The sequence below is a fragment of the Martinezella miluonensis genome (assembly GCF_900094545.1).
GTDB lineage: Bacteria > Pseudomonadota > Alphaproteobacteria > Rhizobiales > Rhizobiaceae > Rhizobium > Rhizobium miluonense.
The window spans coordinates 37,037-57,745 of the sequence record NZ_FMAH01000018.1 but is presented as its reverse complement, the minus strand read 5'-3'; the positions used below and the strand labels follow the sequence as shown (position 1 = coordinate 57,745).

The following is a 20,709-nucleotide window of genomic DNA, read 5'->3' as shown; positions in this document are numbered from 1 at the left end:
GCGGCATTTCATCCCTTTTGGGGTGGTTTCCGCAACGGAAGATGGTCACCCCTTGGTAGGGGATCAGGTACGGCTGCCGGCAATCTTTTCCGAGAGTTTGCTTGCTTCTTCCTGCGCCGAGCGATTCGCCGGATAAACTTCCAGAAAGCGCTCCCAGGCCCTGAGCGCGAGTGCATCGTTGCCGCGTTCGGTCAGCAGCGTCGCCATGCCGGCCAGCGCGCCGAAATGGCGTGGCTCAATGCGCAGGACCTGATTGATGTCTTCCATCGACTTGCGATAGTCGCCGATGGCGAAATTCAGCGTCGCGCGCCTGTTCCAGCCTTCGCAATAGTCGGGCTTCAGTGAGATCACCTGATCGAGATAATCCATGGCAGCGGCGCTGCGCTTGTCCAGGATAGCCTTGTCGGCCCATTGCATCAGGAGATTGATCGTGGCGCTGCCGGAATCGCTGAGCTCGGCATTGATCTGATCTGCGATCAGGCCCGCCTGATCGGGATCTCGCTGGCGCTTCAGCGCCGTGAACAGATTGTCGAGCTGCTGCTTGGGCGAGAGGCTGCCGGAGGAAGCACTGGGATCCTTCTTTTCCACAGCAACCGGCTCATCCGCCAACGCTGCATGAGGTGCGAAGGCAGTCAGAGCAAGCAGAATCGGCAGGGCTAGATATGACAAAGCTAAAACGCGCATGGCGGGCATAGTAGCCCGCCAATGTCGAAGATCAAAAACAAATTTGATGCGATCAACTAAAACTGAGCGCCCGATCCATGGGATGGGAGCCGCGCGCCAATCAGCCCTGACGAGCCTTGAAGCGCGGGTTCAGCTTGTTGATGATGTAAATGCGGCCCTTGCGGCGGACCAGACGGTTGTCACGGTGACGCGCCTTAAGCGACTTGAGCGAATTCTTGATCTTCATTTTTCTGATCCGCGATGTTCGAGGGGGAATGTCACATTCGCCCGTATCTTTTAACAATCAAAAGCGCGCTCGGGGCGCGCTCTTTAGGGTGGGGAGCAAATACCCTGTCGCCTGGGGCCTGTCAACCATGTCAGGGGCTTTTTCCCGCAGCTGTTAGCGGAGAAGCTGTGTAACATGGCCCATTTTGCGGCCGGGGCGCGCTTCGCTCTTGCCGTAGAGGTGCACAAGCGCATCGTCAAGGCGCAGCCATTCCGGCAGTGCCAAAATGTCGTCGCCGATCAGATTCGTCATGATGCAGTTCGAATGGCGCTGAGGATTTCCGAGCGGCAGGCCGGCGACTGCGCGGATATGCTGCTCGAATTGCGAGATGATGCAGGCGGCCTCCGTCCAGTGGCCGGAATTGTGCACGCGCGGCGCCATTTCGTTGGCGATCAGGCTCCCATCGGCGAGCACGAAGAACTCGATGCCGATCACGCCGACATAGCCGAGCGCTGTCAGGATCTTTTCCGCAGCCGTGCGCGCGACTGCTGCCGTCCGCTCCGAAATTTTGGCAGGCAGCGTGGACGTATGGAGGATACCGCCGCGATGGATGTTTTCAGCCGGATCGTAGCAGGCGACCGTTCCGTCAATGCCGCGTGCGGCGATGATCGAAATCTCGCGCTCGAAGGATACGAAGCTTTCGAGAATAAGGGGTACACCGCCCAAGGCCGCATAGCCGCCATCGGCGCGGTCCGCGGCGGAGCGGTAGACGCGCTGGCCCTTGCCGTCATAGCCGAGGCGACGGGTCTTCAGCACGCCCTGGCCGCCGAAATCGGCGAGCGCGGCTTCGAGGTCGGCTTGGCTGTCGACGGCATGGAAGCGGGCGGTCGGAATGCCGCAGCCATTGATGAAGCGCTTCTCTGTCAGCCTGTCCTGCGCCATCTCGAGCGCTTTTGGCGGCGGATAGACGGCAACGTCTGCAGCAAGCTTTTCGGCAGCGTAAACCGGAACGTTTTCGAATTCGTAGGTTACGACATCGCAGCGCTTCGCCAGATCGGCCAGCGCGGCCGCATCGTCATAGGCGGCGAGGATCTGCTCGCTGGCGACCTGCGCAGCCGGACAATCGACCTGCGGTTCGAGGATGATGGTGCGAAAGTTCAGGCGCGCGGCCGCCATGGCCAGCATGCGGCCAAGCTGGCCGCCGCCGATGATGCCGATCGTCTTTTCGGTCATAGGTCGTCCATCGGATATTCGGCAACGGCGGCGCTCTGTCGCGCCCGCCATTCGTCGAGCCGGTCGGCGATCTCTTCGTCGCCGAGCGCCAGGACGGCGGCGGCAAGAAGGGCGGCATTGACCGCACCGGCTTTGCCGATCGCCAGCGTCCCGACGGGGATGCCTGCCGGCATCTGCACGATGGAGAGCAGGCTATCCTGTCCGGACAGCGCACGCGATTGCACCGGCACGCCGAAAACCGGCAGCGGCGTCATGGATGCGGCCATGCCGGGAAGATGAGCTGCGCCGCCGGCGCCGGCAATGATGACCTTGAAGCCTTCGTCCCTTGCGCCCTTGGCGAAACTCACCAGCCTGTCGGGCGTGCGATGGGCGGAAATGATGCGCGCATCATAGGTGATCTCCAAGGTTTCCAGAGTGTCTGCGGCATTTTTCATGGTTTCCCAGTCGGACTGGCTTCCCATAATGATGGCGACAGGCGGTCTTTCGGTCATCATCGTCGCGTTATGCTCCTCAGGCTATGATGTCGGGAATGATCTGGTCTTCCAGCTTGGAAAGCTTGTCCTTGATGACGAGCTTCTTCTTCTTCATGCGCTGGATGCGAAGGGCTTCGCAGCCCGTCTGGATCATGGCATTGATTGCGGCGTCATAATCTTCGTGTTCCTGGCGCAGCCGCGCCACGATCAGCCTGATTTCCGCCTGTTCCTGATCGGCCATGTTCATTTCCCCAGCATCTCGCGGAATCGCATCCCTTCCGCCTTGTAAATCCCGCAAGCTCCTATCACCAAATGGCGATAACGGGAAGTTATCCTTCATCACGAATTTGCCGCCTATAGGCCACGTTTTCACCTTCGACAAGGGCTCGATATTATGGCACAGTGGGAAGGTTGACACCTAGAGCCCTGGCGAATGGATGGTCGGGGCCCTTAAAGAGGAAGGAAGGGTCATATGACTGTTCAAGCTCATCTTGAATCGCTCGAAAAGAAACATGTCGCTCTTGAGGAGGAGCTGCATCTGGCACTGACGTCTCCCTCTATCAATGATATCACGATAGCTGATATCAAGCGCAGGAAATTGCGAGTCAAAGACGAAATCCAGCGTCTGCGTTCGTCGGTTCACTGACGCAACGCTTGTAGAGATCAAAACATCGATCTTGGGGGCAAGATGCAGATCGAAAGATCCTGAAGCAATTTCGCAATCAAGATTCGATGAGTATTTCCGTCAAAGCGGATGCGCCAACGTCATATCGTACGGGGTAGGGGTTGGCGCAATTTTCCCTTCTTATGTAGCAAATGCCGCGAGCGTCAGCTTCGATGATATCTGCTGGCGAATTCCGCAAATTCACTGAAGTCACGAAGGCGAAGGCCCGACTTTCAGGACCAGAACTGATCCAGCCATAAATTGAGCTTATCGAAGCCGCGGCTGTTGACCGCGTATATGCGCTTCGTACCTTCATTGGTCACTGAAACGAGATTGCTGTCGAGCAATGCCTTGAGATGCTGCGAGACAGCCGGGCGGCTGATCGGCAGGCCTTGCGCCAGTTCGTTGACCGTCTTGGGTGCGCGGCGCAACTCCTCCAGCAGGTAGCGCCGGTTCGGGTCCGCGATGGCTGCGAAAGGATCCATGGTCGACATGGCGAAAAGCTACGTCAAACGCCAGGGTGCGGCAAGCTAATTGTGCGCTGCATGATATATTGTGGAATGGGGCCTGCAGCGGCGCCGATAACAGCATGCCTTTCGCCATGGATTGCCCGTTTCGATTGCTGCCTCTTGTCAGAGAGAGCTAACGGATTTACTCACGACTATCGAACCGGTGAGCCGTCGCTGACGATGGAAGCCGAAACCATGGAAGCTCGCATGACCGTGCCCGAAGATCGTTGCCGCCTCGTTCTCATCGTCCCCGATATCGCCGATATCGAGGAACAGGCGAAGGTCGTTGCTGATGCACTCAGGGGCGGCGATGTCGCCTCGGTGATCATTCCCCAATACGGACTGGATGACGTTGCGTTCCAGAAGCATGCGGAAAAGCTGGTGCCGATCGTTCAGGCCGCCGGCGCTGCAGCCTTGATTTCCGGCGATAGCCGCGTGGCGGGGCGGGCGAAAGCCGACGGACTGCATATCGCTGGCAATCTCGCCGAGCTTGCGGATGCCGTGGAGAAATTCGTGCCGAAGCTGATCGTCGGCGGCGGCAGCGCCACCGAAAGGCACAGCGCGCTGGAGGTTGGCGAGCTGCGGCCCGACTATATCTTCTTCGGTAAGCTGGACGGCGATATCAAGCCCGAGGCGCATCCGAAAAATCTGGCGCTGGGGGAATGGTGGGCCTCGATGATCGAGATCCCCTGCATCATCATGGGCGGCACGGATGCGAAATCGGCGCTGGAGGTGGCCTTGACGGGCGCCGAATTCGTGGCGCTGCGTGCGGCGGTGTTCGCCGAGCCCGCAAATGCGCCTTCCATCGTTGCCGAAGTGAATGCGCTTCTCGACGAAAAAGCGCCACGGTTTGAGGATTGATAGCGTTTCATGTCGTCAAAGCCACGATTCTGCCATCGATCCTTTCTTGCCGCGCTCGCAATCGGGCTTGCGGCATTTCCGCTGTTGGCAGTGGCGCAATCGGGAAATAGCGACACCTCGCTGCCTGGCGTCACGACGCAAGCCGAGAAGGGTGCGCGGCCCGAAAACAATGCGCAGCTCGATGATGGTTCGGCGGTAACGGACAAAGGCGCGCCGCAAGAGAACAATAGCATCGTCACGCGGCCGCTGAATGCCGATGTCAGCACCTTCAAGAACGAGAAGATCCAGCCAGGCGCCGAACCCAAGGCAGAAACCGATGTCAAGCCGTCGGCAGGTGTAGGCGTATTCGAGCGCATGGGCGCGAAGCTACCCGATCTGCCGCAGGAAAAGCCTTTCACCGGCAAGATTGACGAGGCCTTTGGCGCCTTCCAGCGCGGCTATTACCTGACCGCCTTTCAAAGAGCCTTGCCGCGGGCGCAGCTTGGCGATGCTGCCGCGCAGACCCTGATTGCCGAGCTGATGACGCAGGGCCTCGGCGTCAAGCGCGATACCAAGGACGCCGCCTTCTGGTACAGCAAGGCGGCCGAGGGCGGCGATGCTACAGCGATGTTCAAATACGCGCTGATCCTGGTGGAAGGGCGTGACGTCCCCCGCGATCGGAAAAAGGCGGACGAATGGATGCGGAAGGCGGCCGATGCTGGAGAGGCCTCCGCCGAATTCAACGTGGCCCAGATGATCACTGCCGAAAACCCCGGATTGAAGGGGTTGCAGATGGCGCTTCCCTATTATGAGAAATCCGCCGAGCAGGGCATTGCCGATGCGCAATATGCCGTCTCGCAGCTCTATCTCAACCTTCCCGATCTGCCGGCGGAAAAGAAGGCGCGGGCCCGGGAATGGCTGTCGCGCGCTGCCAATGCCGGTTTCGATACCGCGCAGCTCGATATGGGCATCTGGCTCATCAACGGCACGGCAGGCAAGCAGGATCTCGAAAACGGCTTCAACTGGATGCGGGTTGCAGCCTATCGCGGCAATGTCGTCGCGCAAAACAAGCTGGCGCATCTCTATATCAATGCCATCGGCACGACACAGGATCCAGTGGCGGCGGCCACCTGGTATGTCATATCCCGTCGGGCCGGCCTGAAAGATCCGCAGCTTGAGGATTTCTATCAGGGCATCGAGGATTACCAGCAGAAGGCGGCCATCGACGCTGCCAACAAATACCGCCGCGTACGGTAAATAGCGGGCCTTAATCCGGTCTTACGACATGCCTCGCAGCACCACTTTGCCTGCGCTGTCGCCTCGCCACTTGAAATTCCCCCGATTTTATGGTCTTGAGGCCGCCAATCTTTTATTCGCGCTGACGCTCCGCTCCGCCGGGGTCCGATTTTGGGCCCGGTCAGCGCCTTCTGCATTATCCAAGGAAACCCGATGGCCCGTTCTGCTCTTCTCAATGTCATGGTTCAGGCTGCCCTTAAGGCCGGCAAGTCGCTCAGCCGCGATTTCGGCGAAGTGCAGAACCTGCAGGTTTCGGTGAAGGGACCGGGCGATTTCGTCAGCCAGGCCGACATCAAGGCGCAGAAGATCATCCGCGACGAGCTGATGAAGGCCCGCCCGACCTACGGTTTCCTCGGCGAAGAGGGCGAGGAGATCAAGGGTACGGACGGTGCTCATCGCTGGATCGTCGATCCGCTCGACGGCACCACCAACTTCCTGCACGGCATTCCGTTGTTTGCGGTCTCGATCGCCCTTGAGCGCAACGGCGAAATCGTTGCCGGCGTTACCTTCAATCCGGCGACGGATGAACTCTATACCGCAGAGCGCGGCGGCGGCGCCTTCCTCAACGATCGTCGCCTGCGTGTCGCCTCGCGCCGCGTGCTGTCCGACAGCGTCATCGGCTGCGGCGTTCCGAATCTCGGGCGCGGCAATCACGGCAAGTTCCTCGTCGAGCTGCGCCATGTCATGGGCGAAGTTGCCGGTGTCCGTCGTCTCGGCTCGGCATCGCTCGATCTGGCTTATGTCGCTGCCGGCCGTTTCGACGGTTTCTGGGAAACCGGCCTGTCCGCGTGGGATATTGCTGCTGGTATCCTGCTCATCCGCGAAGCCGGCGGCTTTGCCTCGGATGTCGATGGTGGCACCGATATGCTCGACACCGGCTCGATCATTTGCGGCAATGAGCATATTCAGAAGGCGCTTGCCGAGGTCGTCAAGCGGCCGATCCCGACGAAGTAAGTTAGCCTCCGCCAGTTTTTTGCGCGGCAAAACAGTCTGTTGCCAACGGGCGGTTTTGTGCTTTCCGTCTCTTCAATTCGGCACAATGTTGATCTAGTCTCCGGCTGCAGAAAATGCGGTGGCGGAGCCTATGATGGAAAATGTGAAACTGGCGGATCTGGGATCGACCGACAATGTGTCGGGCGGTTACGCCTACAAGCTCTCAAGCCCTATGGCTTTCTTCTGGACGATGGTCCTTTTCCTGATCATCGTCGGCTTCATCGTTGCCATCCTGTTCCGGCAGGCTCAGGTTGCATTCCTGCACAATCCCGGCCTCAATGGCCTGATCCTCGGGGTGCTAGCCGTCGGCATCCTTCTGGTTTTCAATCATGTGCTGATGCTGCGGCCGGAAGTTCGCTGGTTCAATCATTTCCGCGCCGTGGGCAATGCCGACAAGGTCGGCCGCAATCCGCGGCTGCTGGCGCCGATGCGGGCGCTGCTCGGCAATCGCCGTGCGATGCAGCTCTCCACGGCGACACTGCGCTCCATCCTGGACTCGATCGCCACGCGCCTCGACGAATCGCGCGATACCTCGCGCTATCTCATCGGCCTTCTCGTCTTTCTCGGCCTGCTTGGCACCTTCTGGGGCCTGATCGGCACGATCGGTTCCATCAACGACGTCATCCAAGGCCTTGATGCCGGCACCGGCGACAGCGGCGATATTCTGAGCGCCCTGAAAACCGGCCTCTCCGGTCCGCTGGTCGGCATGGGCACGGCCTTCTCGTCCTCGCTGCTTGGCCTGTCCGGATCGCTGATCCTCGGCTTTCTCGACCTGCAGGCGGGACGCGCGCAGAACCGCTTCTATACCGAGCTTGAAAACTGGCTGTCCTCCGTCACGGATGTCGGTTCCGATATTTCGCCTGTTATCGATGCCGCTGCCGGCTCCTCGTCGGACGATATGCGTGCGCTGTCGGACTATCTCCGAAAGATCACGGATGAGGGTGGCGGCCAACGTTCGGTGACGGCGATGGCGAACCTTGCCGAAGGCATTCAGGGGCTGGTCAAGAACATGCGCAACGAGCAGCAGATGCTGCGCGACTGGATCGAGGCACAGCAGGAAGAAGCGAAATCGATGCGCCGGACGCTCGACCGTCTTGCCGATCGCATCGGCCATGCCGAGAAGACCGGGAGCAAGTAATCCATGGCGCTCGCCCGCAACCGACGTCACCAGCGAACCGTCGATTATTGGCCTGGCTTTGTCGATGCGTTGTCGACGCTGCTGATGGCCATCATGTTCCTGCTGACGGTCTTCGTCGTCGGCCAGTTTATTCTCAGCCGTGAAATCTCGGGGCGTGACGAGGTGCTCAACCGCCTCAACAGCCGCATCAACGATCTGGTCGAGCAGCTTGCGCTGGAGAAGAACGGCAAGCAGGATCTCGAGGATAGTGTTGCCAACCTGCAGGCTTCCCTTTCCTCAGCGGAGAGCGAACGCTCGCGCCTGCAGGCACTGCTTACGGCAGGCTCCGGCAACAGCCAGGCCGCAGAGACACGCGTCGGCACGCTGACGCAGCAGCTTGACGAGCAGAAGCAGGCAAGTGTTCGAGCACTCAGCCAGGTCGATCTCCTCAATCAGCAGATTGCCGCTCTGCGCAGCCAGATCGCTGCGGTGGAGGCCGCGCTTCAAGCATCCGAGGCCAAGGATCAGTCGTCGCAAGTCAAGATCGCCGATCTCGGTCGGCGGCTGAACGTGGCGCTGGCCCAGCGGGTGCAGGAACTGAACCGCTATCGCTCCGATTTCTTCGGCCGGTTGCGTGAAATTCTTTCGGACCGCGACAATATCCGCATCGTCGGCGACCGTTTCGTCTTCCAGTCCGAAGTGTTGTTTCCGTCGGGTGCCGCAGATCTCAATCCGGCCGGCCAGGCGGAAATGACCAAGCTGGCGGCAGCATTGATCGATCTTGCCAAGGAAATCCCGCCGGAGATCAATTGGGTGCTGCGTGTCGACGGTCATACAGACAATGTGCCGCTCTCCGGCAATGGCCGCTATGCGGACAACTGGGCGCTATCGTCGGCGCGCGCCATCGCCGTCGTCAAGTTCCTGATCGCGCAGGGTGTTCCTTCCGACAGGCTTGTTGCCGCCGGTTTCGGTGAATTCCAGCCGATCGCACCCGGCGATACGCCGGAAGCTCGCGCCACCAACCGGCGGATCGAGCTGAAGCTGACGGAGAAATAATCCGTCAGCGCTCCGGGGGCGCGACTGCAACTCCGATCTTATCTCATTGACGGAAGCCGGTGAGGCGAGCCAGTGTCGAAGCCGGTGGGCGCGGGGGACTTTTCCTAGAGCATTTCCGTTTTTCCTCGAATCGCGAAAACGCTCTATCTTCTTGTTTCTTTACGCATTCCGGACCGAAAACCGCTGCGTACCATTCCTGGAAACGCTCTAAATCTGTCGCCGGACAAACAAAACGGCCGGCGCACCAAAGGGTGGCCGGCCGGTCTTTGCAATAAAGGCTTGACGCGAAGTCTCAGGCGGTAGCCGTGGTCTGATCGTCGATGGCGGCGCCGCCAACGTGAGCCTTGATCGACTCGATGGCATGCAGGGCCGAAGCCTTCGCCTTGTAGCCTTCGGATCCGAACATGATTTCGCCGTTCGAGGCTTTGAAGCGGAAGCGAAACTCGCCGGCTTTGTCCTTGTAGACTTCAAATTTATACATCGTTCTCGTCTCCTAGAATCGCGTCAGCGTGGATAACGCTGAAAATCTAGCTCAACTTCGACGTCATTTCTACATGGTTGTATGCGGCTCGACTTGACCCGGTTCGCGCTACTTTGCGATGAGCATGCGCTGCTCTATTCCGGCATCGAACTGCAGGCGGGCGAGCTTGGCATAGATGCCGCCATGGTGGATCAGGCTCTGGTGCGTGCCTTCCTCTACGATGCGGCCCTGATCCAGCACGAGAATGCGATCTGCCTTGAGCACGGTTGCCAGACGATGGGCGATGACGAGCGTGGTCCGTGCCTCCATCAGGCCTTCGAGCGCCTTCTGAACGAGGGTTTCGCTTTCGGCGTCGAGAGCGGAAGTCGCTTCGTCGAGCAGCAGGATCGGTGCATTCTTCAGGATGGCGCGGGCAATGGCGATGCGCTGGCGCTGGCCGCCGGAAAGCGTCACGCCACGCTCGCCCACCTGCGTGTCGTAGCCCTGCTCCAGGCGCGAGATGAACTCGTCGGCCTGTGCGGCGATCGCGGCGGCGCGTACCTCGTCGCGGGAAGCGCCCGGACGGCCGAAGGCGATATTGTCGTGGATCGAGGCGGCGAAGATCGTCGTGTCCTGAGGCACGATGGCAATGCGTTCGCGCAACGCCTCCGGCAGAACGTGGCTGATATCGACGCCATCGACGGCGACGCTGCCCTGCTGCGGGTCGTAGAAGCGCAGCAGCAGCGAGAAGATGGTGCTCTTGCCGGCGCCGGATGCGCCGACGATCGCAACCGTCTCGCCTGGTTTGACCGAGAAGGACAGCCCGTGCAGGGCCGATCTGCCGGGCCGCGACGGATAGAAGAAACGGACGTCCGAAAAATCGACCCGGCCTTGGGGTTGCGGCAAGGTTACGGGATTGGCCGGCACCGTTATCGGCGATACCTCCGCAAGGAGTTCGCCAAGACGGTCGGCAGCGCCGGCTGCCTGCGACAGCTCGCCCCAGACTTCCGATAGCGAGCCGAGCGAAGAGCCGGCGATGACCGAGTAGAGCAGGAACTGGCCGAGCGTCCCCGCCGACATGGTGCCGGCGAGCACGTTCTGCGCGCCGACCCAGAGAACGGCGACGATGCTGCCGAAGACCATGGCAATCGCAAAGCCCGTCAGCATCGAACGGGATTTGATCGCTGCGCGCGCCGCCTGATAGGCATCTTCGACGGCCGCGCCGTAATGCCGAGAGGCGGCTTCCTCGCCGTTATAGGACTGGATCGTGCGGCTGGCGGCGATGGTTTCGTTGGCATAGGCCGATGCGTTGGCCAGCCTGTCCTGCGCAGCGCGGGACCGCTTGCGCACAGAGCGGCCGAAACTGAACAGCGGCAACACGATGATGGGTATTGCGATCAGCACGATGCTCGACAGCTTCGGGCTCGTGATGATCATCATCACCATAGCACCGAGACAGAGAATGAGGTTGCGCAGTGCTACCGACGCAGTCGCGCCAACCGCCGATTTGATCTGTGTGGTGTCGGCCGTCAGGCGAGAGACGATCTCACCGGACTGGTTGACATCGAAGAAGGAGGGCGACAGCCGCGTGACGTGGTCGAAGACTTCGCGGCGCATATCGGAAACGATGCGCTCGCCGATCGTGATGACGAAGTAGTAGCGCAGCGCACTCGCGGCGGCCAGGATCAGGGCCATGATCATCATTGCGATGAAATAGCTGTCGATGAGGCCGCGGTCGGCCTGATCGAAGCCGTGATCGATCATGCGGCGTACGGCGATCGGTAGGGTGAGGGATGTGACTGCGGCAACGACGAGGGAGACGATCGCTCCTGCGACCATGCCCCGATACCGCTTGAGATAAGGAGTCAGTCGTCCAAGGGGTCGGATTGATCTGTTTCTCTTTTCGTCTGCCTGGCCAATTTCCGACAAGTCGTCTCCAATCCCCATATCAGCAAGGGACTTGACGTTTTGGCCCCTTGTTATCCCTGTCGCCTTCATGTATAGGCACGCCATCTTAATTGGAAGCCGTGGCCTAACCGGACTGCGGCTTCATTTATTCAATCGGTTCGGTTGCCGCAATGCCTTGCGACAAATGGACCCTGCCATGACAGGAAGATTGTTATGAAGGCGAACATCCATCCCGACTACCACACCATCAAGGTAGTCATGACCGACGGCACCGAATACGAAACCCGCTCGACCTGGGGTTCTGAAGGCGCTGTCATGAACCTCGAAATCGACAGCAAGTCCCACCCGGCCTGGACCGGCGGCAACCAGCAGATGCTCGACCGCGCCGGCCGCGTTTCGAAGTTCAACAAGCGCTTCGGCGGTCTCGGCATCTAATCGCTTCGCGATTCGATGTTTTGAAAAAAAGCCCGGTTTTGCCGGGCTTTTTTATTGCGTGAATCGCTGGATGCCTGCGGCAGGTCATTAGTGGGGCAGCCTTCGGACGTATCGCCATCGTCGAGAGCTACCCCGCGGCTGTTGCCGCTGCACCCGGTCAGCGTATCCGCTGCAGGTAATCGGCGCGGTCGAACGGATTGGCGCTTGCGCGCTGGCGCAGGGGCGGCGAACCTTCGATCGGCGCATAGTGATCGAAAGTGTGATCCAGCACGCCAGCGCCGCTTGTCAGTCCGGGAAGCTGCTTTTGAATCCCCTGGATCAGCGCCGAAGCGACCGTACCCTCGAGTCGGGCGATGCCGGCTGTAATGACGGACTCCCTGGTCGATGCGCCTGATTTCGCCAGCAAGGTAAGTATTCCGGTCAACGCCGCCGTCGGCACTTCGAGTTGGAAGCGATCGATCGGTTCGCATACCACCGTTTGCGCCGATGTGAGGGCGGCGGCCAATACCAGCGGCGTCAGCCTGCGAAAATCGACGGCCGTGGTTGCCGGCGAGCTTTGGCGCGCCGCGGTCATGGCAACATGGCAATCGATGACCTGCCAGCCGAAGATGCCCTCTTTCAGCGTTTCGAAGACTGTCTCCTCGACGGCACGATAGAAGCTTGCCGGCATCTGCCCGATGTCAACCTCAAATGCGAAACGGTTTCCTGCTCCCGGCGGCCTTGGTTCAACACGCAGGCCGACTGTCGCGAGAAAGGGATTGGGCTCCTTGAATATGATCTCGATCGCGCCGCCGATGCCGATCGGGCGTTCGGCATGGATGATCGTGCTTTCCTCGAAAAGCGCCTCCAGCCCGAAATCGTTGGCCAGAGTTGCCTGGATGACTTCCTTTTGCACCTCCCCATAGAGCGAGACGAATATCTCGGTCGCGCCCTCGTTGGTGCGCAAATTGATGAGCGGATCCTGATCGGACAGTTGCATGAGCGCCAGCCATAGCGCCGCATTGTCGGCGGGGCGGGATGGGCGAACTCTGGTTTCCAGCGTCGGCGGCTGGAAATGGAGATTGCCGCGCGTGGAGTTTTCGCCACCGATCGAATCGCCGATCCGCGCACCGGCCAGCCCGCCAATCTTGGCAATCCGCCCCGCACCGACCCGTGTGACCTTGTCGACATGACCGTCATCGAAAAGTTGGATGCTGCTCACCTTCGCGGGACCTTTCGGCAGATCGAGGTAATCCCGGACCGTGATCGTACCCGACGTAACGCATAGATATGCCAGTTTTTCGCCGCCCCATCCGCGTTCGATCTTGAAGATCTTGCCGCTGACCGGCCCATCGGGATCCGGCCGGCGGCTCGGCAATAGGGTTTTTATCGCCGATATCAGGGCAGGGACCCCTGCGCCGCTCATGGCCACGCCGGCAAAGGCCGGATGTATCAGGCCTCTCGCCACCTGATCTGCGAGAGCGTGTTCGAGCCTTTGGGGAGTTAGTCGGTCGGGCGCTAGAATGTAGTCGTCCATTATCCCTTCGTCGCCGGCCGCAAGTGCCTCACAAATAGCACCGAGATGGGGCTCTTTCGCCGTGTCGGCAGCCTCGACTTTGGCGAGCTTGCTGCCGGCATCGTGGATGAGCGACATTGCGATCGGATGCGTGCATAACTGGCTCGCAATCTCCTGAAGGACTTCCTCATAGCGTGCGCCGAGGCGGTCGATCTTGTTTATGAAGAACAGAAAGGGGACGCCGAGCTGTCTCAGGGCACGGACCAGCACGCGGGTTTGAGGCTGCACGCCTTCAACGGCCGAGACGACGACGATCGCCGCATCCAGCAATTGCAGGACACGCTCGACCTCGGCGATGAAGTCGGGGTGACCGGGCGTGTCGATGAGATTTACTACCAGATCGCCGATGGTAAACGACACCACTGCGGTCGCGATGGTGATTCACGCTGCCGTTCGAGATCGAGACTATCGGTCTGGGTATTGCCGCCATCGACGCTGCCGAGCTTGTCGATTACGCCTACGTCAAAAAGGAGTCGCTCCGTAAGGCTAGTCTTGCCTGCATCTACGTGGGCCAGTATGCCCAAATTCAAAGTGCGCATGTTCTATCATCTTCTCAGAATTTCGGATTTGATTTTCGTGAGAAGTGAGTCGGCGCATTGGGACCTCCAGGCACATTTGATATCAGCTCGCGCGGCTCTCTAAGGTTGAGAGAACACGCAGGGACACTTTTACAGTTGCTTTGCGAAATTCGTCAAGCGCGCCTGTCGCCACCTGGGGTCGGCCGTGGAGCGACGACAAAGCAAAACCGGCCGCGCGAGGCGCAGCCGGTTGAAATCCGTCATCGATGTTGCGATCAGCTCAGTTGTTGCCGAAGGCAGTCTGCAGCAGGGTGAGCTGCGCCTTGACGCTGTTCTGATTGTCCGGAACGATCGCAGGCTCGGTCGGGCGGTAGATCTCGCGGTCGAGCAGGGCGACGCGGTTCTGAAGCCGAAGGGAGCGCTCGACGAGGTCACGGAAGGATTCCGGCAGATCGTTCCAGCCGGGGGCGGTGCGGTCGACGTTGAAGCCGTCGAGCCGAACCTTGTTCTTTTCTGCGAGAACCTGGTCGCGGGACATTTCGCCGTTGTTGACAGCGCGCTGTAGCAGCAGCCAGGAAGCCATCTGCATGAGGCGGGTCGTCAGCCGCATGGATTCGGCGGCGTAGAGTACGGAGGCCATCCGCGGCAGAACCTTGGAAGCGGCGCGGCCCTGTCCGTCGAGATAACCGGCGGTTTCCTCAACCAGCGACATGCCTTCTGAATACAGCGCTCTGAACTGTGCCGACGATGCTGCGTGGCCAGCAAAGCTGATCGTGTTCAACCCAAGTTCCGACATCGAATAAATCCCTGCTTCACGCAACACTTTTGTTCAGGAAAAGCCGGTCAAGTCCCTAAGAGCTTTCGGCATCCGCTTTTATGACTTTAAGATGGTAGTTTTAACTGAAATTCGCAAGGCGATTCTTAAGAAAGGGTTAATCTCCACAGTTTCGTCGGGGAGGACGATACATGGCAAAAAAGAAGAGCCGCAAAAGCGGCTCTCAAGGTAAAACAGGGAGAAAAATCAGACCAATTCGCCAAGTCGAGGAATCGTCTGAGTCCAGAGCGAATCTGGATGATCATAGTAATATGTCGTAAAGCTTAACATTCTGTTGAGCATGTCTCAATGTTACACTTGCCACCCCAGGTTTTGCGCCGGGCACTCTTTTCAAAAACGGAAGAGGCTTTCCGCCGCTTCGCGGCCGGATGCCTTAGCGGCGATCTCTTCTTCCAACCTGGTGATCTCGCTCTTGAGCAAGGCTATGCGGTTTTTCAGCTCGTCGACCGACAGCAGCGACAAGTCGCTGCCGATTTCATGCGCCGATGGCTGCTGCCGACGATCGTCGTCGAATATGCTCATTTCGGCTCCTCCTTTCCCTTAAAGGGATCAGGTACCGTAATTTATAGATATATCGTCCTTTTTTGAAGTCTCGCTTCGTGCAAGCGCCATGCTCTCGGGTGTGATCATCTGCGCATTGGCGGACGGCATAGTCGTATAGGCGTCGCGATCGCCTGCGGGTTTGGCGGCGCGGCGGCGGCTGCGGAAGATGGAATAGGACGTGATCAGTACATGGGCGAGAGCTGTTAGGAAGAAGAGGGAGTAGGGACCGACGGAAGACATGACCGGGCCGCCGATCGTCGGGCCGATGATCGTGCCGATGCCGTAGAGCAGCAGCAGGCCGCCGGAAACTTTGACGAAATCCTCCGGCGCGGCGAAGTCGTTGGCATGGGCGACGGCGATCGGGTAGAGCGTGTTGGCGAAGGCGCCGTAGATCACCACCATGCTGATGAGGAAATAAGGGCTGCCGGGCTGCAGCAGGAAAAGCAGCAGGCCATCCACGGCCGCGACGGCTGCCATGCCCGCCAACACGTAGCGGCGGTCGATGCGATCCGAAAGTCGGCCGGCCGGCAGCTGCATGACGGCGCCGGCAAAGATGGTCAAGCTCATCATCAGCGCGATATCGCTCTGGGAAAGGCCGGCATTGGCGCCGAAGACGGCGCCGAGCGTGCCGTATGCGCCGTTGGCGATGCCAACCAGCAGGATACCAAGCGAGGCCACCGGCGAATTGCGGTAGAGCGCCTTCAGGTCGAGGCTGACGGCCTTGAGCGGCTGCGGAGAGGCGGCAGTCGACAGGGTGGTCGGCAGCATGGCGACGCAATAGCAGATGCCGCACATCATGAAGAGAATGGGCGTGTGGATATCGGCGAAGGGTACCATCATCTGGCCGGCGACCGCGCCGATGAGGGTGATGCCGATATAGAGCGAGAAGATCGCGCCGCGGCTCTCATTGGTGGCGCGCTCGTTGAGCCAACTTTCGATGATCATCGAGGTGCCGGCCGTGCAGAAACCGGTCACGGCGCGCAGCGCCACCCACCAGATCGGGTCAACGATGATACCGGTCAACAGCGCTATGATGGCGATGACGGAGATGAAGCCCGAAAAGGCACGAACATGGCCGATGCGTCTGACCAGCTTCGGAGCAGTCAGGCAGCCGAGGACGAAACCTGTGGCCCAGGTCGTGCCGAGCAGACCGAGCGTCGTGGTTGCATAGCCTTCCGCCGTGCCACGCACCGGCAGCAAGAGGCTATGCAGGCCGTTTCCCGTAAACAGGAAAAGCGTACCGAACAGCAAGGCCAATACGGGCAAAATATTTCTTTTCATGCTCCTCACCTTCATGCGGCCCCGCTTAAGGAGCCGATAAGACAGGAATTCCTTCCTGCCCGCATTCACTATTGATTGTGTCCCGGATTGCCGCTATCGGCGTGTAGAAACAGTCTGTTGGCGCGGAAAAATGTCCGTCCTATGACGATTAGAGCATGATCGCGAAAACCGCGCAGCGGTTTTTGGTCGCGGCCATGCTCATTCTTGCGCAAACGGGGAAAAATAGCGTGACAAAAGCCATCGGGGTGCTGCTGCTGCTCGCCATGGCGGTGCAGCTGATCAAGCCTTTGGGGCTGCCAGGTCTCAAGCGCCGGGGCGATTTCTGGAAGATCGCCATCATCGCCTTCGTTGCCTGGGCAATCGCGCTGGTCATCAACGAGACGCTTTAAGGCGTTTTGGGCCGGATATCGGCCCTTTCAGGACGCCGCACCTTCTTTCAGAGCAGGATTTCCCCGCGCATGACGTGGACGCTGCTGCCGCTCAGGAGGACTTCGTTTACCACGCCGGCAGTTTTCCTGACCTCGACGCCGATCACGCTGCGCCTGCCCATCTCTACGCCCTGCTCGATGGTGATTTTTACCTCCGCGTCCTGCGCCGGCAGTAGCGAGGTGAGATAGGCGCCGAGTGCGGCAGAGGCGCTGCCGGTCGCCGGATCTTCCGTCACATTGTCGAGGGGTGCAAACATGCGGGCGCGGATATGCCAGGGGTTTTCGGTAGAGCGCACGTAGAGAAAGAGCGAGAAGCCGGTCTTATCTTCCTTGTGCCGCGCCGCCGCTTCAGCAAAAACCGCGGCATTCGGCCATGCTTTTCCGAGCGTTTCGAGACTATCCAGCTCCGCGAAGGCGAAAGGCAGGCCGACGGACGCAAAGATCGGGGCATGCGGTGTGCGGCGGATCGAAAGCGGATCGATCTGCACGCAGCGTGCAATCAGCTCGTCGGCAACTGCCTCCCCGACCGTGAGACTTCCCGGCGCGCGAATGCTCGCGCCCGTGATGTCGCCGCCTTTGCGCAGCAACGTTACTTCCACCAGGCCGGCCTCTTCCTCGAAGGTCAGCCTATCGCCCACGGGCTTTCCGAAGATTTCTCGTTGCCGGCCGAGGGCGAAAGCGGTGCCGACATTGGGGTGGCCGGCGAATGGGATTTCCGCCGTTGGCGTGAAGATGCGGACGCGCGCGCTGTGATCGGGATTTTCCGGCGGCAGCACGAAGGTCGTTTCCGAATAATTGAACTCGGTCGCGATCTTCTGCATCGCATCGCTGCTCAGGCCGCGGGCATCGGGTATGACGGCAAGCGGATTGCCGACGAAGCGTTCCGAGGTGAAGACATCGACGGTAACATAGGCAACGGTGTTCATGGCGGCTCCTGGTGCTGTCATAAGTTCACCGGGATATAGCGGCTGCCCGATCATCGCTTAAAGCGCGAACTTGTGCTGGTGACAACTTCACAATTGGCTCGTTCCGAGGAGCGCCTCACACCATCGCCCTCTCCCGTTTTTGACAAGGAGAGGGGACGAACTCTGTCTTCTCGTCTGGTTAAACGGCTGGATGGATGCCTCGAATGAGAGGCTTTCGAGGCAAACTGCCACTGGCACAAACAAAAAGCCCCCACCGCATCGCGATGGGGACTTCCCGTTTACTCAAACCGCAAAATCAGATCAGGCGGCCTGTTCGCGATCCTTCGTCCAGCTGCCCTTGGCGGCGAGATAGTTCATCTCGGCGCGATGAGTGAAGGCGCGCTGGCCGGCGGCGACATTCTCGGGCTTGCCGCCCCATGCCTTCAGCGAGCTGTCCTGCAGGGCGCGGCCGTAGGAGAAGGTGACGTGCCAGGGCAGATCATGACCGGAGTTGATAGCGGAGAGATGGGCCGTTGCTTCTTCGGTGGACTGGCCGCCGGAGAGGAAAGCGATGCCCGGAACGGCGGAAGGCACGGTTTCCTTCAGAACCCTGACGGTGCGCTCGGCGACCTGCTCGACGGAGGCCTTGCGGACCTTCTTGCCGTCGATGACCATGCTCGGCTTCAGGATCATGCCTTCGAGGTTGACGCGGGCTTCGGCGAGTTCCTGGAAGGCGATCTGAAGCGTCCAGCGGGTGACTTCTTCGCTGCGGTCGATGTCATGCGTGCCGGGTTCGCCGTCCATCAGCACTTCCGGCTCGACGATTGGAACGATCTTGGCCTGCTGGCAGAGCGCGGCATAGCGGGCGAGCGCGTGGGCGTTGGCCTTGATGGCGCCGAAGGTCGGCAGCTTGTCGGAGATGGCGATCACGCCGCGCCATTTGGCGAAACGGGCACCGGCTTCATAATATTTCGCCAGACGATCGGCGAGGCCATCGAGACCTTCGGTGATGGTTTCGCCGGGGAAGCCGGCCATCGGCTTGGCGCCGAGGTCGACTTTGATGCCGGGAATGCTGTCTGCAGCTTTGATGACGTCGACGAAGGGCGTGCCGTCCGCGGCCTTCTGGAAAAGGGTTTCTTCATAAAGGATGACGCCGGAGATGTACTTCCTCATTGCGTCGTCGGAGCGGAAGAGCATTTCGCGATAGTCGCGGCGGCTCTCTTCCGTGGAAACGAGAGAGATGGTGTCGAAGCGCTTCTTGATCGTGGCGGTGGATTCGTCCGCCGCCAGGAGGCCCTTGCCACCAGCAACCATTTTTACGGCAATGTCTTCAATTCGTTCGCTCATTTTGTTTCTCCAAGGCGATTTCAGTCGGCGACAAGATCAATATAGATCGGCGATAACAGAAGTGTAGAAGGAGGGAAATGGCAGGCTAACTAATTGAAACGATTGAAATGATTTCAACCGTTTGAAAGTCTTTCAAGCTATCCTAGCATTCATGGAAAAGCCGCGAAAGGTTTAGCTTTCGCGGCTTCCATCAATCACTACGAAGCGGTTTTCTTATTTGCTGGCCTGCAGGACGGCAACGCCCGGGAGGACCTTACCTTCCATCCATTCGAGGAAGGCGCCGCCAGCTGTCGAGACGTAGGTGAAGTCATCGGCAACGCCGGCATGGTTGAGCGCAGAGACCGTGTCGCCACCGCCGGCAACGGAGGTCAGCTTGCCGGCCTTGGTGCATTCAGCGGCATATTTGGCAGCTGCGACGGTTGCGGTATCGAAGGGCGTGATTTCGAAGGCGCCGAGCGGGCCGTTCCAGACCAGGGTGGTGGCGCGACCGATCCAATTCTTGACAGCTTCGACCGACTTGGGACCGACATCGAGCACCATGGCATCAGCCGGGATAGCCTCGATGGCAACGACTTCGTTGTCGGCGCCGGCCTTGAACTCGCGGGCGACGACACCGTCTTCCGGCAGGACGATCGCGCAGCCGGATGCGGCAGCCTCGATCATGATCTGCTTGGCGGTGTCGGCGAGATCATGCTCGCAGAGCGACTTGCCGACATTGGTGCCGCGGGCGGCGAGGAAAGTGTTGGCCATGCCGCCGCCGATGACAAGCGCATCGACCCTCTTCACCAGGTTCATCAGAAGATCGATCTTGGTGGAGACCTTGGCGCCGCCGACGATGGCGACCACCGGACGGACCGGATTGCCCAGACCCTTTTCCAGGGCTTCAAGCTCTGCCTGCATCGTGCGGCCCGCGTAGGCCGGCAGCAGGTGGGCGAGGCCCTCGGTGGAGGCATGCGCGCGATGGGCGGCCGAGAAGGCGTCGTTGACGTAGATATCGCCATTGGCGGCGAGCGCCTTGGTGAAGGCTGCGTCGTTCTTTTCTTCTTCCTTGTGGAAGCGGGTGTTTTCAAGCAGCAGGATGTCGCCATCGTTCATCTTGGCAACGGCCTCGACTGCTGCCGCGCCGATGCAGTCGGAGGCGAAGAGAACGGCATGATCCAGGACTTCCTCGACGGCTGGTACGATGAGGCCGAGGGAAAGCTCCGGGGAGGGGCCATCCTTTGGGCGGCCGAAATGAGCAAGCAGGATGACCTTGGCGCCTTTTTCGGACAGTTCGAGAATCGTCGGAGCGACACGTTCGATGCGGGTCGCATCGGTGACCTTGCCATCCTTGACCGGCACGTTGAGGTCGACGCGTACGAGCACGCGCTTGCCGGTAATGTCGGTGAGATTGTCGAGAGTTTTGAAGGCTGCCATGGGGAGGA

The 20,709-nt window shown here is 59.9% G+C and carries 22 protein-coding genes and 1 pseudogene; 8 read left to right on the top strand and 15 right to left on the bottom strand.

Features of this window, described 5'->3' with window-relative positions; all coding sequences use genetic code 11:
* Positions 1 to 63: 63 nt before the first annotated feature.
* The 5 genes from GA0061102_RS16090 to GA0061102_RS16070 all read right to left on the bottom strand — a co-directional run bounded on the left by GA0061102_RS16090 (position 64) and on the right by GA0061102_RS16070 (position 2,836).
* Positions 64 to 693: a tetratricopeptide repeat protein gene (locus GA0061102_RS16090; RefSeq protein ID WP_092850671.1), complete on the bottom strand. Its 630-nt coding sequence runs from the start codon at positions 691 to 693 to the stop codon at positions 64 to 66.
* Positions 694 to 784: 91 nt separating this feature from the next.
* Positions 785 to 910, bottom strand: a complete 126-nt coding sequence (gene ykgO / locus GA0061102_RS16085) for a type B 50S ribosomal protein L36 (protein ID WP_003566454.1) — start codon at positions 908 to 910, stop codon at positions 785 to 787.
* 153 nt (positions 911 to 1,063) lie between these two features.
* The gene (locus GA0061102_RS16080; RefSeq protein ID WP_092850665.1) at positions 1,064 to 2,122 is read right to left on the bottom strand and encodes a 5-(carboxyamino)imidazole ribonucleotide synthase; all 1,059 of its coding nucleotides are present in this window, start codon (positions 2,120 to 2,122) and stop codon (positions 1,064 to 1,066) included.
* Positions 2,119 to 2,613, bottom strand: a complete 495-nt coding sequence (purE, locus tag GA0061102_RS16075; RefSeq protein WP_092850848.1) for a 5-(carboxyamino)imidazole ribonucleotide mutase — start codon at positions 2,611 to 2,613, stop codon at positions 2,119 to 2,121. The genes GA0061102_RS16080 and purE overlap by 4 nt, the downstream gene beginning before the upstream one ends.
* Positions 2,614 to 2,632: 19 nt before the next feature.
* Positions 2,633 to 2,836: a YdcH family protein gene (locus GA0061102_RS16070; protein ID WP_037151625.1), complete on the bottom strand. Its 204-nt coding sequence runs from the start codon at positions 2,834 to 2,836 to the stop codon at positions 2,633 to 2,635.
* Positions 2,837 to 3,067: 231 nt separating this feature from the next.
* Here GA0061102_RS16070 and GA0061102_RS16065 point away from each other — a divergent pair, with 231 nt between their 5' ends.
* A complete protein-coding gene (locus tag GA0061102_RS16065) occupies positions 3,068 to 3,241 on the top strand; it encodes a YdcH family protein (protein WP_037151622.1) in 174 nt (57 codons plus the stop codon).
* Between the two features lie 251 nt (positions 3,242 to 3,492).
* Here the strand turns inward: GA0061102_RS16065 and GA0061102_RS16060 are convergent, their stop codons facing one another.
* Entirely contained in the window at positions 3,493 to 3,753 is a 261-nt protein-coding gene (locus tag GA0061102_RS16060) for an ArsR/SmtB family transcription factor (RefSeq protein WP_034476040.1), read from the bottom strand.
* 222 nt (positions 3,754 to 3,975) lie between these two features.
* On the opposite strand from GA0061102_RS16060, the gene GA0061102_RS16055 reads away from it, so the two are divergent.
* The 5 genes from GA0061102_RS16055 (at position 3,976) to GA0061102_RS16035 (ending at position 9,070) form a co-directional block, all read left to right on the top strand.
* A complete protein-coding gene (locus tag GA0061102_RS16055) occupies positions 3,976 to 4,629 on the top strand; it encodes a thiamine phosphate synthase (protein WP_092850847.1) in 654 nt (217 codons plus the stop codon).
* A gap of 9 nt (positions 4,630 to 4,638) precedes the next feature.
* Positions 4,639 to 5,865: a tetratricopeptide repeat protein gene (locus GA0061102_RS16050; protein ID WP_092850658.1), complete on the top strand. Its 1,227-nt coding sequence runs from the start codon at positions 4,639 to 4,641 to the stop codon at positions 5,863 to 5,865.
* Positions 5,866 to 6,057: 192 nt separating this feature from the next.
* A complete protein-coding gene (locus GA0061102_RS16045) occupies positions 6,058 to 6,858 on the top strand; it encodes an inositol monophosphatase family protein (RefSeq protein ID WP_092850651.1) in 801 nt (266 codons plus the stop codon).
* 133 nt (positions 6,859 to 6,991) lie between these two features.
* Positions 6,992 to 8,035, top strand: a complete 1,044-nt coding sequence (locus tag GA0061102_RS16040) for a flagellar motor protein MotA (protein WP_092850649.1) — start codon at positions 6,992 to 6,994, stop codon at positions 8,033 to 8,035.
* A 3-nt stretch (positions 8,036 to 8,038) separates the two neighbouring features.
* Positions 8,039 to 9,070 (top strand): peptidoglycan -binding protein, encoded by a 1,032-nt coding sequence (locus GA0061102_RS16035; RefSeq protein WP_092850646.1) that lies wholly within the window; start codon positions 8,039 to 8,041, stop codon positions 9,068 to 9,070.
* 292 nt (positions 9,071 to 9,362) lie between these two features.
* On the opposite strand, the gene GA0061102_RS16030 is transcribed toward GA0061102_RS16035, so the two are convergent.
* Positions 9,363 to 9,551: a YegP family protein gene (locus GA0061102_RS16030; RefSeq protein ID WP_047629082.1), complete on the bottom strand. Its 189-nt coding sequence runs from the start codon at positions 9,549 to 9,551 to the stop codon at positions 9,363 to 9,365.
* A gap of 108 nt (positions 9,552 to 9,659) precedes the next feature.
* Positions 9,660 to 11,477 (bottom strand): ABC transporter transmembrane domain-containing protein, encoded by a 1,818-nt coding sequence (locus GA0061102_RS16025; protein WP_425348536.1) that lies wholly within the window; start codon positions 11,475 to 11,477, stop codon positions 9,660 to 9,662.
* Positions 11,478 to 11,651: 174 nt separating this feature from the next.
* Between GA0061102_RS16025 and rpmE the strand changes: the two genes are divergently transcribed.
* Positions 11,652 to 11,873, top strand: coding sequence for a 50S ribosomal protein L31 (gene rpmE, locus GA0061102_RS16020; protein WP_004117397.1), 222 nt, complete (start codon positions 11,652 to 11,654; stop codon positions 11,871 to 11,873).
* A gap of 157 nt (positions 11,874 to 12,030) precedes the next feature.
* On the opposite strand, the pseudogene GA0061102_RS16015 reads toward rpmE, so the two are convergent.
* The 4 genes and pseudogenes from GA0061102_RS16015 to GA0061102_RS16000 all read right to left on the bottom strand — a co-directional run bounded on the left by GA0061102_RS16015 (position 12,031) and on the right by GA0061102_RS16000 (position 16,605).
* Positions 12,031 to 13,967 (bottom strand): annotated as a pseudogene (locus GA0061102_RS16015) (GTP-binding protein).
* 259 nt (positions 13,968 to 14,226) lie between these two features.
* The gene (rcdA, locus tag GA0061102_RS16010) at positions 14,227 to 14,742 is read right to left on the bottom strand and encodes a protease adaptor protein RcdA (RefSeq protein WP_004117396.1); all 516 of its coding nucleotides are present in this window, start codon (positions 14,740 to 14,742) and stop codon (positions 14,227 to 14,229) included.
* Between the two features lie 369 nt (positions 14,743 to 15,111).
* Positions 15,112 to 15,303, bottom strand: a complete 192-nt coding sequence (locus GA0061102_RS16005) for a DUF1192 domain-containing protein (protein WP_092850634.1) — start codon at positions 15,301 to 15,303, stop codon at positions 15,112 to 15,114.
* A gap of 27 nt (positions 15,304 to 15,330) precedes the next feature.
* Positions 15,331 to 16,605: an MFS transporter gene (locus GA0061102_RS16000; protein WP_092850846.1), complete on the bottom strand. Its 1,275-nt coding sequence runs from the start codon at positions 16,603 to 16,605 to the stop codon at positions 15,331 to 15,333.
* Positions 16,606 to 16,832: 227 nt separating this feature from the next.
* Here GA0061102_RS16000 and GA0061102_RS33180 point away from each other — a divergent pair, with 227 nt between their 5' ends.
* Complete coding sequence (locus GA0061102_RS33180) at positions 16,833 to 16,994, top strand: hypothetical protein (RefSeq protein WP_092850845.1); 162 nt, start codon at positions 16,833 to 16,835, stop codon at positions 16,992 to 16,994.
* 47 nt (positions 16,995 to 17,041) lie between these two features.
* Here the strand turns inward: GA0061102_RS33180 and GA0061102_RS15990 are convergent, their stop codons facing one another.
* The 3 genes from GA0061102_RS15990 to GA0061102_RS15980 all read right to left on the bottom strand — a co-directional run bounded on the left by GA0061102_RS15990 (position 17,042) and on the right by GA0061102_RS15980 (position 20,701).
* The gene (locus GA0061102_RS15990; protein ID WP_092850623.1) at positions 17,042 to 17,959 is read right to left on the bottom strand and encodes a PhzF family phenazine biosynthesis protein; all 918 of its coding nucleotides are present in this window, start codon (positions 17,957 to 17,959) and stop codon (positions 17,042 to 17,044) included.
* Between the two features lie 300 nt (positions 17,960 to 18,259).
* Positions 18,260 to 19,285: a class I fructose-bisphosphate aldolase gene (locus tag GA0061102_RS15985; RefSeq protein WP_092850617.1), complete on the bottom strand. Its 1,026-nt coding sequence runs from the start codon at positions 19,283 to 19,285 to the stop codon at positions 18,260 to 18,262.
* Positions 19,286 to 19,498: 213 nt separating this feature from the next.
* Positions 19,499 to 20,701, bottom strand: coding sequence for a phosphoglycerate kinase (locus GA0061102_RS15980; RefSeq protein WP_092850614.1), 1,203 nt, complete (start codon positions 20,699 to 20,701; stop codon positions 19,499 to 19,501).
* Positions 20,702 to 20,709 lie beyond the last annotated feature (8 nt).

What these genes read in the sequence shown, in the direction of transcription:
- GA0061102_RS16090 (WP_092850671.1), bottom strand. Translation starts at nt 693, where the DNA reads ATGCCCGCCATGCGCGTTTTAGCTTTGTCATATCTAGCCCTGCCGATT.
- ykgO (WP_003566454.1), bottom strand. Translation starts at nt 910, where the DNA reads ATGAAGATCAAGAATTCGCTCAAGTCGCTTAAGGCGCGTCACCGTGAC.
- GA0061102_RS16080 (WP_092850665.1), bottom strand. Translation starts at nt 2,122, where the DNA reads ATGACCGAAAAGACGATCGGCATCATCGGCGGCGGCCAGCTTGGCCGC.
- purE (WP_092850848.1), bottom strand. Translation starts at nt 2,613, where the DNA reads ATGACCGAAAGACCGCCTGTCGCCATCATTATGGGAAGCCAGTCCGAC.
- GA0061102_RS16070 (WP_037151625.1), bottom strand. Translation starts at nt 2,836, where the DNA reads ATGGCCGATCAGGAACAGGCGGAAATCAGGCTGATCGTGGCGCGGCTG.
- GA0061102_RS16065 (WP_037151622.1), top strand. Translation starts at nt 3,068, where the DNA reads ATGACTGTTCAAGCTCATCTTGAATCGCTCGAAAAGAAACATGTCGCT.
- GA0061102_RS16060 (WP_034476040.1), bottom strand. Translation starts at nt 3,753, where the DNA reads ATGTCGACCATGGATCCTTTCGCAGCCATCGCGGACCCGAACCGGCGC.
- GA0061102_RS16055 (WP_092850847.1), top strand. Translation starts at nt 3,976, where the DNA reads ATGACCGTGCCCGAAGATCGTTGCCGCCTCGTTCTCATCGTCCCCGAT.
- GA0061102_RS16050 (WP_092850658.1), top strand. Translation starts at nt 4,639, where the DNA reads ATGTCGTCAAAGCCACGATTCTGCCATCGATCCTTTCTTGCCGCGCTC.
- GA0061102_RS16045 (WP_092850651.1), top strand. Translation starts at nt 6,058, where the DNA reads ATGGCCCGTTCTGCTCTTCTCAATGTCATGGTTCAGGCTGCCCTTAAG.
- GA0061102_RS16040 (WP_092850649.1), top strand. Translation starts at nt 6,992, where the DNA reads ATGGAAAATGTGAAACTGGCGGATCTGGGATCGACCGACAATGTGTCG.
- GA0061102_RS16035 (WP_092850646.1), top strand. Translation starts at nt 8,039, where the DNA reads ATGGCGCTCGCCCGCAACCGACGTCACCAGCGAACCGTCGATTATTGG.
- GA0061102_RS16030 (WP_047629082.1), bottom strand. Translation starts at nt 9,551, where the DNA reads ATGTATAAATTTGAAGTCTACAAGGACAAAGCCGGCGAGTTTCGCTTC.
- GA0061102_RS16025 (WP_425348536.1), bottom strand. Translation starts at nt 11,477, where the DNA reads ATGGGGATTGGAGACGACTTGTCGGAAATTGGCCAGGCAGACGAAAAG.
- rpmE (WP_004117397.1), top strand. Translation starts at nt 11,652, where the DNA reads ATGAAGGCGAACATCCATCCCGACTACCACACCATCAAGGTAGTCATG.
- rcdA (WP_004117396.1), bottom strand. Translation starts at nt 14,742, where the DNA reads ATGTCGGAACTTGGGTTGAACACGATCAGCTTTGCTGGCCACGCAGCA.
- GA0061102_RS16005 (WP_092850634.1), bottom strand. Translation starts at nt 15,303, where the DNA reads ATGAGCATATTCGACGACGATCGTCGGCAGCAGCCATCGGCGCATGAA.
- GA0061102_RS16000 (WP_092850846.1), bottom strand. Translation starts at nt 16,605, where the DNA reads ATGAAAAGAAATATTTTGCCCGTATTGGCCTTGCTGTTCGGTACGCTT.
- GA0061102_RS15990 (WP_092850623.1), bottom strand. Translation starts at nt 17,959, where the DNA reads ATGAACACCGTTGCCTATGTTACCGTCGATGTCTTCACCTCGGAACGC.
- GA0061102_RS15985 (WP_092850617.1), bottom strand. Translation starts at nt 19,285, where the DNA reads ATGAGCGAACGAATTGAAGACATTGCCGTAAAAATGGTTGCTGGTGGC.
- GA0061102_RS15980 (WP_092850614.1), bottom strand. Translation starts at nt 20,701, where the DNA reads ATGGCAGCCTTCAAAACTCTCGACAATCTCACCGACATTACCGGCAAG.